This is a genomic window from Streptomyces sp. NPDC042336, from assembly GCF_055581985.1.
Genome location: NZ_JBVJEA010000001.1, coordinates 1 through 13,073, shown reverse-complemented (window position 1 = coordinate 13,073; position 13,073 = coordinate 1). Strand labels below are relative to the sequence as shown.

Below are 13,073 nucleotides of genomic sequence, written 5' to 3'. Positions count from 1 at the left end.
GTAAAACCCGCAGCACGGCATTCGGATTCGAGAGGTCTGGCCTGCGGCTTTGCCTCACACCGAACATATCTCGCCCGGGCGGATGTCGTCACCCTCTACCGCCGCTTACCTCCGTTCCGGTGAATTGGCCTTCTCATTACCTGCAACGCCCTAAGTTCTCAGTCAGTTCCGGTTTGTTTCGAAGGAATCTGGTGACGCCGCGACCACTGCCGCACAGATCTCTCCACGGATCACGCCACCGCCTCCGTACCGACCCGCCGTTCGGGGCCCGGTCTTCCGTTCTTCTCTGCCTTCCCCTGCCGCCGCCGGATACACAGCCGATCTCGCCGACCCGTACGTGCCGGACCCCGCCCCCGGCTCGACTGCGGCAGCGGTCGCCGCGCGCACCGCACGTGCGGCCTCGGCCAGCGACGCCCCCGTCGTCATCAGGTCGTCGACCAGGACGACCGCCCCACCACCGCGCAACAGCCCGCCGCCGCCGGGAGCCACCGCCAGCGCGCCCGCGAGGTTGTCCAGCCGCCGCCGTGCGTCCAGGCCCGACTGGTCGGCCACGGCGTGCCGCTGCCGCAGCACCGCCAGCACCCGGACCGGCACCCCGGTGCGCCGCAGCTCCCCCGAGGCCGCCAGGGCGATCCGCCGCGCCGGGTCGTGCCCGCGGGTGCGCACCGCGCCGCGCGCCGACGGCACGGGCACCAGCAGCACCGGGCCCCGCACCCGCCTGCCACCCGCGTCACCGGCACCCGCTGTGCCGGCGGCCGTCCACGCCTCCCGGAGCCCCGCCCGCACCGCTCCCGCCAGCGCCGCGCCGAGCGGTGCCGCCAGGGCCAGCACGCCCCGCTCCTTGTGGGCCAGCAGCGCTGCCCGGACCTCGTCCGCGTACGGCGCGGCCGCGTGGACGACGGGCAGGCCGGGCGGCTCCGGATCCGGACGCACGCGGCACGGCGGGTCCCCGCTCAGCGCCGTACGGCACCGGGGGCACAGCACCTCGCGAGCCCTGCCGCAGCCACCGCACTCGGCCGGCAGCACCAGGTCCGTGAGGTCCGCCCACCATGCCCGCACCGTCCGCAATCCCCGCATGGCCACCACTGTGCCAACGCCCGCGGAACCCTGCCAGGCCTGTGGAAAACCCGGCCCGGCCGTGCGGCGGCCCGACCCCTCACCCCGGGTAGACCGGCGCGGTCCCCTCCGTCACCTTCTGCCACTGGAGCCCGGACGGCAGCCGCACGATCAGGTCCTCCGAGTACGCCACCAGCGGCAGCCGCTCGTCCTCGGTCGCGGCGATCTCCTTGACGCCGGTCAGCGCCGCGGGCACCGATGCCTCCGGCGTCGAGCCGTCCACCTGGACGTACCCGATCTGCTGGACGCCCCCGCGCTCCCGTCCGACCACCACGAGCCGGGCGTCACCGGCCCAGGACATGGCCGTGACCTCCTCCAGCTCGGGGGTCGCGGAGCGCAGTTCCAGCACGGTGACCGCGGGCTGTTCGCCCGCCTTCCCGTCCCGTTCGATCCGTCCGATGAGCAGCGACCGCTTGCCGTCCTTCTCCACGACGAGCGCGATCCGCACCCCGTCGGCGGCCACCCGCACGGCCTGGACGCGCCCGTCGAGCCCCGGTGTCCGCACCTCCACCGGATCGCCCGCGCCGTCCTTCAGCAGCAGCAACCGCGGATCGGCCGGGTTGCGGTCGGCGATCCACACGTCGCCCTGCGCGTCCCAGCTGGGCGGGGTCAGCCGGTCCGTCTCCGACTTGCCCTGGCTGGTCAGCACGGGGTCGCCGAGCGAACCGCCCGACACCAGCGAACCGACGTACAGCGACTTGTTGTCGAGACCGATCCCGGCCGCGCTGTGTTCGTCGCGCGACACCGCCACCGACCGCAGGGCACGGTTGCCCTCACCCAGCGGACCGGGCACGGGTTCGGCCCGGGTCCCGTTGCTGCCGGCGGCGATCCGCACCAGGCGGTCCTTCTCGTCGACGAAGTACAGGTAGTCGGGCCGCTGCGCCGAGCCGCGCGTCGCCACCGTCTCGGCCCGGTCCTCGGAGAGCGAACACAGCTTCTCGCCGCCCGCGCGCAGCTCGACCTCCTCCACCGCCGGGGTGAGGTTCTGCAGGGTGAAGAGGAGCTGCGCGGCCATCTCGTCGCACTTGTCCGCGCCGGCCCGGGCCGCCTTGTCGTTCAGCGGAACGGTCAGCTTGCTGCGGTCGTCGGGCGTCAGCGCGCCGGCGTTCTTCTCCAGTGCCGTCCCGGTCGGGAAGCTGGACCTGACCACCGGGCCCAGCAGGCTCGTCGGCCCGCTGAGAAGGGAACGCACCACCTGGGTCATCGGATCCACGCGCCGGCGCACATAGACGGGATCGGCGACGGCGGCCGGCTCCCGCACCGGTCCGGTCCCGGTGTCCGCGCGCACCGCGGTGTTCGAGGCGAAGTAGTACCGGTTGACCGACATGTAGTTGCGCTGGAAGTCGGACTTGCCCATGACGACGCCCTGCGGCAGCACGTCGATGCGCCACTGCTTGGTCTTGCCGTCCCGGCTGAGGTGCACCGACTCGCGGTACGCGCCCTCGGCCGGCGAGTACGACTGCTGGGCGTCCACCGTGGCCACCTTGGCGCCGGTCAGGGTCACCGAGTAGTCGTTGGCGTCCTCTCGGTTGCCCGAGTGGTCGGACTCCGTCCCGGGCCCGCCCGCGAGCACCGTCGCCGACTCGTCCGGCCGCCAGTTCTTCGCGGCGGCGCCGGTCAGGTACTTGCGCGCCGTCTCGTAGTGCGGGTCGTCGCTGGTCAGCGCCTCCAGAAAGCCCTGCACGATGTCGGAGGGCGGGGCGTCCTCCTGCGGCGGCATCGCGAACACCCGCACCTGCGGGTCCTGCCGGGGCGTGGACTCCACCCCCCGAAGGTCCCCGCTGTCGGGCATGGACGCACACCCGGCCAGCAGTACGACACCGCCGACGGCGTACGCCACCACGCGGACCGGCCCGCGCCGACCGCCCCTCCCGCGGTCAGCGCCCACGAGATGCCTCCCCTTGCCTGCTCGAGTCCTCGGGGCCGGCCTCCGGGCGGTCCGCCGCCTCCGGTGCCGGCCCGCCGTGCTGTCTCCGCGCGCCCGACACGGGCCTCGGCACCACGCGCGCGCCGTTGCCCGGCAGCGCCGTCGGATCGGCCGTGGGGGCCACCGCGGCCTGCTGCGGCGTTATCGGCCCCCGCGCGGGCACCGAGGAGGCCTGCCCGGCCGACGCCTGCGCCGGGACTCCGACGGGCCGGTCCGCGCCGTGCGCCACCGCGCTGGAGTCCAGGCCCGCCTCGTGGAGCCCCCGGTTGCGGCGCGAGTCCGTCGGCTCCAGCGGTATCGGCGAACCCCTGAGCGGCTCGTCCGCGGTCCTGGGCAGCGTCAGCCGGAACTGCGAGCCGCCTCCCGGTTCGCCCCATGCCTGCAGCCAGCCGCCGTGCAGCCGCGCGTCCTCCAGGGCGATCGACAGGCCGAGCCCGGTACCGCCGGTGGTACGCGCGCGTGCCGGGTCGGCCCGCCAGAAGCGGCTGAAGACCCGGGTGGCCTCGCCCGGCTTGAGTCCGACGCCGTAGTCGCGCACCGCGACGGCGACCGCGCCCCCGGCGGCGGCGAGCTTGACGACGACGTCCCGGCCCTCGCCGTGCTCGACGGCGTTGACGACGAGGTTGCGCAGCACGCGTTCCACGCGCCGGGCGTCCGCCTCGGCGACGACGGGCTGCTGGTCGCCGACGACGCGTATCCCCGTGCCCTTGCGCTCCGCGAGCGGCTCCGCACCGCTGACGACGCGCCGTACGACCTCCCTGAGGTCTATCGGCTCCGCCTCCAGTGCCGCGGCGCCCGCGTCGAAGCGGCTGATCTCCAGCAGGTCCGCGAGGAGCGTCTCGAACCGGTCCAGCTGGTCGGCGAGCAGTTCGGCCGACCGCGCGGTCACCGGATCGAAGTCCACGCGCGCGTCGTGGATGACGTCGGCCGCCATCCGTACGGTCGTCAGCGGCGTCCGCAGCTCGTGCGACACGTCGGAGACGAACCGCCGCTGCATCCGCGACAGGTCCTCCAGCTGGCTGATCTTCAGCTGCAGGTTCTGCGCCATCTTGTTGAAGGCCTCGCCGAGCCGGGCGATGTCGTCCTCGCCTGTGACCTTCATCCGTTCCTGCAGCCGCCCCGCGGACAGCCGCTCGGCGATGCTCGCCGCCATCCGCACCGGCGTGACGACCTGGCGCACCACGAGCCAGGCGATGGCCCCCAGCAGCACGACGACGAAGAGCCCGGCCGTCGCCAGGGTGCCCCTGACCAGGCTGAGCGACTTCTCCTCCTGGGTGAGCGGGAAGAGGTAGTACAGCTGGTACGGCTCGCCGTTCGGGTCGTTGACCTGCTTGCCGATGACCAGTCCTGGCTGGGACGCCTGGTCGGAGTTGTAGACGATCCGGGTGTAGCTCTGGGCGGCCGCGGTGTCGCCGTCGATCCGCTCCCGCAGGCCCTCGGGGACACTGACCGCCCAGTCGACCGATCCGGAGGCGCGCGGACCGCGTCCGCTGCCGCTCTCCCCGCCCATGGGCAGGGTGACCACGTCGAAGGCGCTCTGGCCGCCGCTGGAGAGCGACTTCACCAGCTCGCTCATCCACTGGATGACGTTCTGCGAGGGACGGCCGTCCGCGGGGGTGCTGTCGTCGCCGTTGGTGCTCGCCGCCTCCTCGGCCTTCTGCTTGGCCGCGGTGAAGCCACCGGTGGCCTGGCTCTGGGAGGCCTTCACCTTGGCGTCCAGCAGTCCGTTGCGTACCTGCCCGATCACCACGAAGCCGAGCAGCAGCACCACGCCCAGTGACATCAGCAGCGTGGTCGCGACGACCTTGAGCTGGATGTTGCGCCGCCACAGCCGCATGACCGGCAGCAGCGGACGGCGCACCCAGCGCATGAACAGACGGAGCACCGGGCTGCCCTGCACCCCGCCGTGCAGCAGCCCGCCCTCCAGCACTCGGCCGAAGAGGCGGGAGCCTGCGCTCCGGTGGCCGACAGGCCGTCCGGCGCGGGCCCCGGACCCGGGCGCCGAAGCGGCACTGTCCCTGGCCATGTCAGCTCGGTCCGGCCTTGTAGCCGACGCCGCGGACGGTCACCACGATCTCCGGCTTCTCCGGGTCCTTCTCGACCTTGGAGCGCAGCCGCTGGACGTGCACGTTGACCAGGCGGGTGTCGGCGGCGTGCCGGTAGCCCCAGACCTGCTCGAGGAGCACCTCGCGCGTGAACACCTGCCACGGCTTGCGGGCCAGCGCCACCAGCAGGTCGAACTCCAGCGGCGTCAGCGCGATCGACTGCCCCTCCCGCTTCACGGAGTGACCGGCCACGTCGATGACCAGGTCGCCTATGGCGAGCTGTTCCGGCGCCGGCTCCTCCGACCGCCGCAGGCGCGCCCGGATACGGGCCACCAGCTCCTTCGGCTTGAACGGCTTCACGATGTAGTCGTCGGCGCCCGACTCCAGACCCACCACGACGTCGACGGTGTCACTCTTCGCCGTCAGCATCACGATCGGCACACCCGACTCCGCCCTGATCAGGCGGCACACCTCGATGCCGTCCCGGCCAGGCAGCATCAGGTCGAGCAGTACCAGGTCGGGCTTGGTCTCCCGGAAGGCGGCCAGCGCCTTGTCGCCGTCGGCTACGAAAGATGGCTCAAAACCCTCACCACGCAGCACAATGCCGAGCATCTCGGCCAGTGCGGTGTCGTCGTCGACGACAAGGACTCGTCCCTTCATAAACGACATCATCCCATTAGCTAATCGTTACCTGGCGTGACCTGGCACACAGCGCGGCCAGGGCCTCGGCCGTCACGGGCGAAACCACGCCCTCCTCGGTGACGATCGCCGTCACCAGTTCGGGCGGAGTCACATCGAACGCCGGGTTGTACGCCTGGGTCCCCAGGGGTGCCACCGGAATCCCGCCTCCCGCTCCCGCCACCGGCACCTGGGGTGCTGTGACCTCGGTCACCTCATGTCCGGGACGCTGTTCCACTTCGATGGACGCCCCGTCCGGTGTGTCCGGATCCACCGTCGTGACCGGCGCCACCACGATGAACGGCACGTGGTGGTACCGCGCGAGCACCGCGAGCGGATAGCTCCCCACCTTGTTCGCCACCGAACCGTCGGCCGCGATGCGGTCCGCGCCGATCAGCACCGCGTCCACCTCCCCCGCCGCGAACAGCGAACCCGCCGCGTTGTCGGTGAGCAAGGTGTACGCCATGTCGTTGCGGGCCGCCTCGTATGCCGTCAGGCGAGCACCTTGCAGCAAGGGACGCGTTTCGTCCACCCACAGGCGTCGCAGCCGCCCCGACCGGTGCGCCGCGAGCGCCACCGCGAAGGCGGTCCCCTCGCCGCCCGACACCAGCGAACCGGTGTTGCAGTGCGTGAGGACCCGGTGCCCTCCGGCGGGCAGCAGCTCGTCGAGCAGCGCCAGCCCGTGCGCGGCCATCCGTGCGCTGGCCAGGGCGTCCTCCTGGTGCAGCGCCCGCGCCGCGTCCAGCGCCGCCGCGGCGGCCTGCCGGGTGTCCCCGGTCCTGGCCAGCGCCTCCTGGTGCGCGCCCTGCGCCCGCCGTACACCCACGGCGAGGTTCACCGCGGTCGGGCGGGCTCCCGCCAGCGCCGCCGCGGCCTCCTCGACCTCGAAGCCGCGCACGGCGGCGAGCGCGACCCCGTAGGCGCCCGCGATGCCCAGCAGCGGTGCCCCGCGCACGGCGAGCGAACGGATCGCCTCCACCAGCGCGGCCGGGTCCGTGCAGACCAGCTCGACCTCCTCGGCCGGCAACCTGGTCTGGTCCAGCAGCACCAGCACCGGCCCCTCGGGGGGTTCCTCCCAGCGAAGGACCGGTATCCCGGTCGGCCGCTTGTCCTCGCCGTTTCGCGCGTCCTGATCAGCCATGCGGTCAGTCTGCCCCCTGTACGACGGACAATTGAAGGTGCGCAGCCCCTACCGCGCCCGGTCCGCACCCGACGCCCCCATGGCACGATGGCTGCCAACCTGCCGCCGCGACCGCGGACGGGCACCGTGAAGGAGCGACGATGAACGACACTCCGGGCTGGGCATCGCCCGGATCCGCCCCGTCCGACGGGCACGAGCCCGGCGCGTCCGGCCCCGCCGAGCCCGCCGACCGCCCCGCCGGCCCCGATCAGCCCGCGCCGCCCGCGGACCGGCCGGGCGCGGAACCGACGAGCCCCGGCACGAAGTGGTCCAAGGAGCAGCCGCCCCCCGGCCAGTGGTCCGCGCCCACCGGCCCCGCGGACCGGGGCCAGGCTCCGCCTCCCCCGCCGCCGGGCCCGGGCTGGGGCACCCCGCCCCCCGGACCTCCCGGAGGCGGCTACGGCGGCTACGGAGGCCCCGGAGGTTACGGCGGTCAGCGCGGAGGCTACGGCGCCCCCGGTGGACCCGGCGGCTGGGGAGGCGGCTGGGGCGGCCCCCCGCCCGCGGCCAAGCCCGGCGTGATCCCGCTCCGCCCGCTCGGTGTCGGCGAGATCCTCGACGGCGCCGTCTCCACCATGCGCACCTACTGGCGCACCGTCCTCGGCATCTCCCTGACCGTCGCCATCTTCACCGAGGTCATCGTCGTGCTGCTCCAGGGCCTCGTCCTGGACGACACCAGCAGCGAGGCCCTCAACGACCCCGACGCCACCCTGAGCGAGCTCGGTGACGCGCTGGCCGACACCACGATTAACTCGGGCGTCATCTTCCTGATCTCCCTGATCGGCACCGTACTGGCCACCGCCCTGCTTACCACCGTCACCAGCCGCGCCGTACTCGGCAGGCCGGTGACCACCGGCGAGGCGTGGCGGGACGCCCGCCCCCAGGTGCTGAAGCTGTTCGGCCTGATCGTCCTGCTGCTGCTCATCGTCGCCGGGCTCCTCACGGCCGGCATGACACCCGGTCTCCTCGTCACGGCAACCGCGGGCGGCGAGGCCGGAGTGGCCCTGACCGCTCTGGGCTTCCTGGCGGGCGGCGTCGTCGCGGTCTGGCTCATGGTCCGCTTCTCGCTGGCCTCCCCCGCGCTGATGCTCGAGAAGCAGGGCATCAAGAAGGCCATGGGCCGCTCGGTGAAGCTGGTGCGCGGCTCCTGGTGGCGCGTCTTCGGCATCCAGTTGCTCGCCACGGTCATCGCCAACGTCGTCGCGTCCATCATCGTGATCCCCTTCGCTTTCCTCGCCGCGACCCTCGGCGGCGACGGCGTCGGCGGCTTCCTGGAGGGCACCGGCGACCTCGGCTGGACCTTCCTCGTCGTCAGCGGCATCGGCTCGGTGATCGGCTCCATGATCACCTTCCCGATCACGGCGGGCGTGACCGTACTGCTCTACATCGACCAGCGCATCCGCCGCGAGGCCCTCGACCTCGAACTGGCCCGTGCCGCCGGCTCCCAGGGCTCCGGAGCCTCCGGCGCGGTTCCGGGGAGCTGACGGAGTGATTCCGGCGGGGGGAGTTCTCACAGAGGTGCTGTCACGCGCAGCCGTAGGAACGGTGTCGCGCTCCGGCGACGAACCGCCGGTGACGATCCCGCGCGACCCCGCACGGGAGGCCGCACGGCGCGAACTGTCCAAACGCATGTACCACGAGAACGACCCCGGCTGGTTCCAGCGGGCCCTGAACGCCTTCTGGGACTGGGTCGAGGAACTGTTCGGCAAGGCGTCCACCGCGACCCCCGGGGGGACGCTCGGCCTGGTCGTCGTCATCGTGGCCGTCGTGGCGGTGCTGGGCGCCCTCTGGTGGCGCCTGGGCACCCCACGCCGCGGGCCCGTCTCCGCCCCCGCCCTCTTCGACGACCGTCCCCGCAGCGCCGCCGACCACCGCGCCGCCGCCGAGGCGCACGCCGCCCAAGGGCACTGGAACCAGGCCGTCCAGGACCGCATGCGGGCCGTCGTCCGCGCCCTTGAGGAACGCGCCCTGCTCGACATCCGCCCCGGCCGCACCGCCGACGAGGCGGCCACCGAGGCAGGCCGCGCCCTGCCCGCCCACAGAGACCGGCTGCGCGCGGCCGCACGGGACTTCGACGACGTCGCGTACGGCGGCCGGCCCGGCAGCGAACAGTCGTACCGGCGCCTCACCGAACTCGACCACGACCTGGAACGCAGCAAGCCGCACCTCACGAGCAGCGCGGCCGGCGGACCCACGGGGGACGCGGACCGGGACACCCGCCGGGGAGCCGCCGAATGACCACCGAGGCCACGCTCCCCACCACCGCGGCCTCGCCCACCGCCCGCCAGGTGTGGACCCGCGCGCGGGGCATCGCGCTCGCCCTCGTCCTCCTGCTCGCCGGGGCCGTCGCGATCGCGGTCGTCCGCTCCGACGCCCGGCACGGGGAACTCGACCCGCGCTCCGCCGACCCCTACGGCAGCCGCGCCGTCGCCGAACTCCTCGCCGACCGTGGGGTCTCCACGCGCGTGATCACCACCCTGGACGAAGCGCGGGCCGCGACCGGTCCCGACACGACCCTGCTGGTCGCCGTGCCCGACCTCCTGACGGAACGCCAGCAGACGCGGCTGCGCTCGGCGACGACCGGCTCCGGTGGACGCACCGTACTCGTCGCCCCCGGCGGCGGTGCCGTCGAACGCCTCGCCCCCGGCGTCACCGCCGACCCCGCACTCAGCTTCGACTCGACGCTGGCCCCCGCCTGCGACCTGCCCGCCGCACGGCGCGCGGGCAACGCCGACACGGGCGGCATCCGCTACAGCACCCACCTCGAAGCCGACACCTGCTACCCCAGCCGACGCCTGGCCACCCTCCTGCGCATCCCCGACCCGCCCACGAAGGCGTCCGCGGCGGGCACCACGGGCGACACCGTCGTCCTCGGCGCCCGGGACATCCTCTTCAACAACCACCTCGACGAGCACGGCAACGCCTCGCTCGCCCTCCAACTCCTCGGCTCCCGCGACCACCTGGTCTGGTACCTCCCCTCCCTCTCCGACCTCCCGGACCCGGACGACGAACGCGGCTTCTTCGACCTGCTCCCGTCCGGCTGGCTCTGGGGCACCCTGCAGCTCTTCATCGCCGCCGCCCTCGCCGCCCTGTGGCGGGCACGCCGACTCGGCCCCCTGGTGCCCGAAAAACTCCCCGTCGCGATCCGCGCCTCCGAAACCGTCGAAGGCCGCGCCCGCCTCTACCGCAAGGCGAACGCCCGCGACCGCGCCGCCACCGCTCTTCGCTCCGCCACCCGCACCCGCCTCGCCCCTCTCGTAGGCGTCCCCGTCACCCAGGCGCACACACCCGAGTCCCTGCTCCCCGCCCTGTCCGCCCATCTCCACGGCGCACATGGCGACGGACAGACCCTGCACACCCTCCTCTTCGGCCCGCCGCCCGGCGACGACGCGGCCCTCATCGCACTCGCCGACCAACTCGACGCCCTCGAAAGAGAGGTACGCCGTCCATGATGGACCCGACCACTGACAACGCCGGGCGGACCGCGGCCCCGGGCAACGCCCGCGCCGCCCTCGAAGCCCTGCGCGCCGAGATCGCCAAGGCCGTGGTCGGCCAGGACGCCGCCGTGACCGGTCTCGTGGTGGCACTCCTGTGCCGCGGCCACGTCCTGCTGGAAGGCGTCCCCGGAGTCGCCAAGACCCTGCTCGTCCGCACCCTCGCCGCAGCGACCGAACTCGACACCAAGCGCGTCCAGTTCACCCCCGACCTCATGCCGAGCGATGTCACCGGCTCGCTGGTCTACGACGCCCGCACCACCGAGTTCTCCTTCCAGCCCGGCCCGGTCTTCACCAACCTGCTGCTCGCCGACGAGATCAACCGCACGCCCCCGAAGACCCAGTCCTCCCTCCTCGAAGCCATGGAGGAACGCCAGGTCACGGTGGACGGCACGCCCCGCCCGCTCCCCGAGCCCTTCCTCGTCGCGGCCACCCAGAACCCGGTCGAGTACGAGGGCACCTATCCCCTCCCCGAAGCCCAGCTGGACCGCTTCCTCCTCAAACTCACCGTGCCGCTCCCCACCCGCCAGGACGAGATCGACGTCCTCACCCGCCACGCCGCCGGCTTCAACCCGCGCGACCTGCACGCCGCCGGCGTACGCCCCGTCGCGAGCGCCGCCGACCTGGAGGCCGCCCGCGCGGAGGCCGCCAAGACGACCGTCTCCCCGGAGATCACCGCCTACGTCGTCGACATCTGCCGCGCCACCCGCGAGTCGCCGTCCCTCACCCTCGGCGTCTCCCCGCGCGGAGCCACGGCCCTGCTGTCGACCTCCCGCGCGTGGGCCTGGCTGACGGGCCGCGACTACGTCACCCCGGACGATGTGAAGGCCCTGGCCCTCCCCACCCTCCGGCACCGCGTACAGCTCCGCCCCGAGGCCGAGATGGAGGGCGTCACCACGGACTCGGTCATCAACGCGATCCTCGCCCACGTCCCCGTTCCCCGCTGATGGCACTCACCGGACGCGCCGCGCTCATCGCGGCCCTGGCCTCCGTCCCCGTCGGCATCTGGGACCCCAGCTGGACGGGCATCCTCGCGGTCAACGCGCCGCTGGCCGCGGCCTGCGCCTGCGACTTCGCCCTGGCCGCCCCCGTACGCCGCCTCGGCCTCACCCGCTCCGGCGACACGCACGCCCGTCTGGGCGAGACCGCCGACGTGACCCTGACGGTCACCAATCCGTCGGGCCGCCCGCTCAGGGCCCGCCTGCGCGACGCGTGGCCGCCCAGCAGCTGGCGGCCCGGCACCGAGCCGACGGCCTCCCGCCACAGCCTGACGGTGCCCGCCGGCGAACGCCGCCGCGTGACCACCCGCCTGCGCCCCACCCGTCGCGGCGACCGCCACGCGGACCGCGTCACCATCCGGTCCTACGGCCCCCTGGGGCTCCTCACCCGCCAAGGCACCCACCGGGTCCCCTGGACGGTACGCGTCCTCCCGCCGTTCACCAGCCGCAAGCACCTCCCCTCCAAGCTGTCCCGACTCCGCGAACTCGACGGCCGCACCAGCGTCCTCACCCGCGGGGAGGGAACGGAGTTCGACAGCCTGCGCGAGTACGTCCCCGGCGACGACACCCGCTCCATCGACTGGCGCGCGACCGCCCGCCACTCCACCGTCGCCGTACGCACCTGGCGCCCGGAACGCGACCGGCGCATCCTGCTCGTCCTCGACACCGGCCGTACCTCGGCCGGTCGTGTGGGCGACGCCCCTCGCCTCGACGCCGCCATGGACGCCGCTCTGCTCCTGGCCGCCCTGGCCTCCCGCGCGGGCGACCGCGTCGACCTCCTCGCCTACGACCGCCGGGCACGCGCCCGGGTCCAGGGCCGTACGGCGGGTGACGTCCTTCCCTCCCTGGTCAACTCCATGGCGACCCTGGAGCCGGAGCTGGTGGAGACCGACGCGCGCGGTCTCACCGCCACCGCGCTCCGCTCGGCTCCCCGCCGGTCCCTGATCGTGCTGTTCACGACCCTCGACGCGGCCCCGATCGAGGAGGGGCTACTCCCTGTCCTGCCTCAACTGACCCAGCGCCACTCGGTCCTCGTGGCCTCGGTCGCCGACCCGCACGTCGCGCGGATGGCCGAAGCCCGCGGCGACCCGGACGCCGTCTACGAGGCCGCGGCGGCCGCACAGGCTCAGTCGGAACGCCGTCACATCGCCGACCAACTACGCCGGCACGGCGTGACGGTCGTCGACGCCACCCCCGACGAGCTTCCCCCGGCACTCGCAGACGCCTACCTGGAGCTCAAAGCGGCAGGCCGCCTGTAAAGACGGCGGGGCCAAAAGGCCCCGCCCAAAGCAAAACCCAATGACCCCTAAACGCAGAAAGCCCCGCACCGTTCCCGGTGCGGGGCTTTCCCGTAATAATTGTTCGGCGGCGTCCTACTCTCCCACAGGGTCCCCCCTGCAGTACCATCGGCGCTGTAAGGCTTAGCTTCCGGGTTCGAAATGTAACCGGGCGTTTCCCCTACGCTATGACCACCGAAACACTATGAAACAGACAACCAACCGGTGACCAACACAGTCAGATTGTTCGTGGTTTCAGAACCAACACAGTGGACGCGAGCAACTGAGGACAAGCCCTCGGCCTATTAGTACCGGTCACCTCCACACCTCACGGTGCTTCCAGATCCGGCCTATCAAC

General features: G+C 73.0%; 10 protein-coding genes and 1 rRNA gene. 5 read left to right on the top strand and 6 right to left on the bottom strand.

What is annotated here, in order from left to right; all coding sequences use genetic code 11:
- Positions 1-162: 162 nt before the first annotated feature.
- The 5 genes from ACZ6IM_RS00055 to mtnA all read right to left on the bottom strand — a co-directional run bounded on the left by ACZ6IM_RS00055 (position 163) and on the right by mtnA (position 6,907).
- Positions 163-1,077 (bottom strand): ComF family protein, encoded by a 915-nt coding sequence (locus ACZ6IM_RS00055; RefSeq protein ID WP_052843744.1) that lies wholly within the window; start codon positions 1,075-1,077, stop codon positions 163-165.
- A 79-nt stretch (positions 1,078-1,156) separates the two neighbouring features.
- Positions 1,157-3,004 (bottom strand): LpqB family beta-propeller domain-containing protein, encoded by a 1,848-nt coding sequence (locus tag ACZ6IM_RS00050; protein ID WP_052843743.1) that lies wholly within the window; start codon positions 3,002-3,004, stop codon positions 1,157-1,159.
- A complete protein-coding gene (mtrB, locus tag ACZ6IM_RS00045; protein ID WP_052843742.1) occupies positions 2,994-5,069 on the bottom strand; it encodes a two-component system sensor histidine kinase MtrB in 2,076 nt (691 codons plus the stop codon). The genes ACZ6IM_RS00050 and mtrB overlap by 11 nt, the downstream gene beginning before the upstream one ends.
- A gap of 1 nt (position 5,070) precedes the next feature.
- The gene (gene mtrA, locus ACZ6IM_RS00040; protein ID WP_193776289.1) at positions 5,071-5,760 is read right to left on the bottom strand and encodes a two-component system response regulator MtrA; all 690 of its coding nucleotides are present in this window, start codon (positions 5,758-5,760) and stop codon (positions 5,071-5,073) included.
- A 4-nt stretch (positions 5,761-5,764) separates the two neighbouring features.
- Positions 5,765-6,907, bottom strand: coding sequence for an S-methyl-5-thioribose-1-phosphate isomerase (mtnA, locus tag ACZ6IM_RS00035; RefSeq protein ID WP_052843741.1), 1,143 nt, complete (start codon positions 6,905-6,907; stop codon positions 5,765-5,767).
- 140 nt (positions 6,908-7,047) lie between these two features.
- Here mtnA and ACZ6IM_RS00030 point away from each other — a divergent pair, with 140 nt between their 5' ends.
- From ACZ6IM_RS00030 to ACZ6IM_RS00010, 5 genes are read left to right on the top strand one after another with little or no spacing between them, the layout of a single operon-like run.
- Positions 7,048-8,430: a DUF7847 domain-containing protein gene (locus tag ACZ6IM_RS00030; RefSeq protein WP_052843740.1), complete on the top strand. Its 1,383-nt coding sequence runs from the start codon at positions 7,048-7,050 to the stop codon at positions 8,428-8,430.
- Between the two features lie 4 nt (positions 8,431-8,434).
- The gene (locus tag ACZ6IM_RS00025) at positions 8,435-9,184 is read left to right on the top strand and encodes a DUF4129 domain-containing protein (RefSeq protein ID WP_052843739.1); all 750 of its coding nucleotides are present in this window, start codon (positions 8,435-8,437) and stop codon (positions 9,182-9,184) included.
- On the top strand, positions 9,181-10,398 hold the full coding sequence (locus tag ACZ6IM_RS00020) for a DUF4350 domain-containing protein (RefSeq protein ID WP_469553382.1): 1,218 nt from the start codon (positions 9,181-9,183) through the stop codon (positions 10,396-10,398). The genes ACZ6IM_RS00025 and ACZ6IM_RS00020 overlap by 4 nt, the downstream gene beginning before the upstream one ends.
- Entirely contained in the window at positions 10,398-11,387 is a 990-nt protein-coding gene (locus ACZ6IM_RS00015) for an AAA family ATPase (protein ID WP_469554232.1), read from the top strand. The genes ACZ6IM_RS00020 and ACZ6IM_RS00015 overlap by 1 nt, the downstream gene beginning before the upstream one ends.
- Positions 11,387-12,697 (top strand): DUF58 domain-containing protein, encoded by a 1,311-nt coding sequence (locus ACZ6IM_RS00010; RefSeq protein ID WP_469553380.1) that lies wholly within the window; start codon positions 11,387-11,389, stop codon positions 12,695-12,697. The genes ACZ6IM_RS00015 and ACZ6IM_RS00010 overlap by 1 nt, the downstream gene beginning before the upstream one ends.
- 101 nt (positions 12,698-12,798) lie before the next feature.
- Here ACZ6IM_RS00010 and rrf read toward each other — a convergent pair.
- Positions 12,799-12,915 (bottom strand): 5S ribosomal RNA (gene rrf / locus ACZ6IM_RS00005).
- Between the last annotated feature and the right edge of the window lie 158 nt (positions 12,916-13,073).

Excerpts from the sequence above, each read along its gene's own strand:
- ACZ6IM_RS00055 (WP_052843744.1), bottom strand. The coding sequence starts at position 1,077 with ATGCGGGGATTGCGGACGGTGCGGGCATGGTGGGCGGACCTCACGGAC.
- mtrB (WP_052843742.1), bottom strand. The coding sequence starts at position 5,069 with ATGGCCAGGGACAGTGCCGCTTCGGCGCCCGGGTCCGGGGCCCGCGCC.
- mtrA (WP_193776289.1), bottom strand. The coding sequence starts at position 5,760 with ATGATGTCGTTTATGAAGGGACGAGTCCTTGTCGTCGACGACGACACC.
- mtnA (WP_052843741.1), bottom strand. The coding sequence starts at position 6,907 with ATGGCTGATCAGGACGCGCGAAACGGCGAGGACAAGCGGCCGACCGGG.
- ACZ6IM_RS00030 (WP_052843740.1), top strand. The coding sequence starts at position 7,048 with ATGAACGACACTCCGGGCTGGGCATCGCCCGGATCCGCCCCGTCCGAC.
- ACZ6IM_RS00020 (WP_469553382.1), top strand. The coding sequence starts at position 9,181 with ATGACCACCGAGGCCACGCTCCCCACCACCGCGGCCTCGCCCACCGCC.
- ACZ6IM_RS00015 (WP_469554232.1), top strand. The coding sequence starts at position 10,398 with ATGGACCCGACCACTGACAACGCCGGGCGGACCGCGGCCCCGGGCAAC.
- ACZ6IM_RS00010 (WP_469553380.1), top strand. The coding sequence starts at position 11,387 with ATGGCACTCACCGGACGCGCCGCGCTCATCGCGGCCCTGGCCTCCGTC.